Consider the following 2,517-nt stretch of genomic DNA (forward strand, 5'->3'; position numbering starts at 1 on the left):
AAGTTCCGCTTCGCTCCACAATTATAGCCAACCATTTTTATCCGCTTAAGCAGGCGTTATGAGTATTCATCTAAGGTAATAACTTGATTTTATTTGTTGTCCTAGTCGTTTGTGCACTAGCATTTTTTCCTTATGTTACTGAGCATTGTGAACGCTTTAACATCAGGCGAGTATTAGCAACAATTTTCATCTGTGTTTATGGATATATATATTTTTATATTCCACCATTTATTTCTGAATCTAATCCACATGCAGCCGCAAAACTATATGCTCTATTTCCATTGTGTTGTTACTGTGTGATTTTGTATACAGACGAGTTTCCAACTAAAAGGAAACGATATCTTATGTGGCTTGCTTGGTTTGTTTGGCTCTCAATATTAATACTTTTATTGTATTTCAAATTAAATGTTTGGTAGTATCCGACATACTCATAACAAGGCATTTAAACGGAACTAAAACAGTGGGTTACGTTTCGCTTCGCTACACATTTTAACCCACTATTTTTGTCCGCTTAATGCGGCGTTATGTGTCATTTATTGTTTATGTACTAGTAAATTTTTGTTGATTAATGATTGTCTTTTTATGTCTAGGGGCTTAATATGTCTTTGTGGTTTGGGAGTTATGAAATTTAAATAGGCTCACTAATAAAACTTTTATGGAAGGGTTATAAAATGCTTAATAAAGAAAGCTTCAAAATTGATAGTCAAAAATTCCAATTTAAAAATGATTCTTACTATTTAACAAAAATCAACAATGCACGTGTGGTAAACAACACTCTAATAAAGCATGTCATTCGTATAATTTGCTTCGGGTTATTAACTACCAGTGTTCTTTTGGCTATTACTCCTGAGGGGGCTACTTATATTCTAGCACCAGTAGGCATGATTCCAGGGATCTTGTATGCACTTATTACATCCAAAAAGTATGAATTACAAATTGAATTTAGAAATACAGATGAAACCGGTTTTCAGTGGATTACGGTAACAAAATCAGGTAATAAATCAGATTTGGAATTATTTGATATGCAAGTTCAATCATTGCGTGAAAATATCACATAACAAGTCGTTTAAACGGACAAAAAACAGTTGGCTTTTGTTCGTTCCTCACAAAGTGTAGCCAACTATTTTTCGCCGCTTAACGAGGCGTTATGTTTTCATTCAAAATCAATCTGGAGGTTAAAATGAATAAATTATTTTTTTTACTGCTACTTATTTCTAATGTAGCTATAGCGAAAAATGTACAAGGGACTGGAACAATAAAGAATGTTTACTTTCATTCTAAGGATGCCGTTATTGCTGCTAATTGGAAAGGGATGCTACAACTTGAAGTTAATTCATTGAGTTGGAATGTAGAAACAAGTTGCAATACTCAATATGTAGCAGTCCGTGAAAAAGATGTACATATTATATCAGCAGTGCTAGCTGCAAAAATGGCAAACAAGCCTATTACTGTATACGCAAATGATGACATAAAGGCTACAGGGTCATACTGCTACCTTCGAGCTGTTGGGATGTAAAAATAGTCTATATGCTATAAAAACATAACAAGCAATTCAACAGGACTAAAAACAGCGGGCTGTTCGCTTCGCTACCATTTTAGCCCGATATTTTTAGCCCGTTAATTGGGCGTTAGAGCTACTAATTAAATTCGGAGTATAAGATGTATCAAGAAAGAGCAGTATTCTTCCTAGATATACTAGGTTTTGGGAAAAAGGTGGAAAAAGCTGCAGATGATCCTGTATTAATGAAGAAAATATCAGATAGCCTTAACTTAATTGCTAGTTTGCCCAATGCACAAAATAGCACTTCAACTGGTTTTTTGATTTCATTATTGAAAGGTCAAAGCCTTCCTAAGTCAGATGTTCAGGTTTTGACGTTTTCAGATTCACTCGTAATCTCAGTTTCATGTGAACAGCCTGAAGCTGTAGCTGCTTTGTTAGCTGTTGTTCAACGTGTACAGTATGAACTATTAGATGTAGGCTTACTGTCGAGAGGTGGTGGTGATATAGGATTATTAACTCATGAGCCTAATGGTATTATGTTTGGTCCGGCATTCAACTCTGCTTATGACTTAGAAAATAAATTAGCTAAAAACCCTAGAATTTTAGTTGGTCAAAACTATATAGATTTTCTCGAGAAGTTTGGCTTTGATGATGCGGAGCTTATTGAGTCGAAATTGTTGACCTCATATCCCGATGGTCCTTTTGGGATTGACAGCTATAGCTGGGTAAATACAGTAATGAATAAAGGTGCCATAGGCATACTTAAAAAATTCATCTCCGATGTAGATCAAGAAATTAAAGAGAATCGCTATGAGCCTAGTGTTTATGGGAAGTTAGAATGGCATAAAAAACAGATGGTCATAGCTGCAAAAGCTTCTGATAAATATGACCAATATGCTGACAGGCTTCCTATATGATCGTAGCTCTAACAAGCAAATTAATCAGGACAAATAACAGTTGGTTTTTGCTCCTGCGTCGCTTATTTTAACCAACTGATATTTGCCTATTATTTGGGC

General features: G+C 35.0%; 3 protein-coding genes. All 3 read left to right on the top strand.

Annotation, left to right across the window (positions count from 1 at the left end; translation table 11 throughout):
* Positions 1-671 precede the first annotated feature (671 nt).
* The 3 genes from CXF74_RS21015 (at position 672) to CXF74_RS21025 (ending at position 2,418) form a co-directional block, all read left to right on the top strand.
* Positions 672-1,058: a hypothetical protein gene (locus tag CXF74_RS21015; RefSeq protein ID WP_101084549.1), complete on the top strand. Its 387-nt coding sequence runs from the start codon at positions 672-674 to the stop codon at positions 1,056-1,058.
* 122 nt (positions 1,059-1,180) lie between these two features.
* Positions 1,181-1,516, top strand: a complete 336-nt coding sequence (locus CXF74_RS21020; RefSeq protein WP_157822503.1) for a hypothetical protein — start codon at positions 1,181-1,183, stop codon at positions 1,514-1,516.
* Between the two features lie 143 nt (positions 1,517-1,659).
* A complete protein-coding gene (locus CXF74_RS21025; RefSeq protein ID WP_101084553.1) occupies positions 1,660-2,418 on the top strand; it encodes a hypothetical protein in 759 nt (252 codons plus the stop codon).
* Positions 2,419-2,517: the final 99 nt, after the last annotated feature.

The sequence above is a fragment of the Psychromonas sp. Urea-02u-13 genome (genome assembly GCF_002835995.1).
Taxonomy (GTDB): Bacteria; Pseudomonadota; Gammaproteobacteria; order Enterobacterales; family Psychromonadaceae; genus Psychromonas.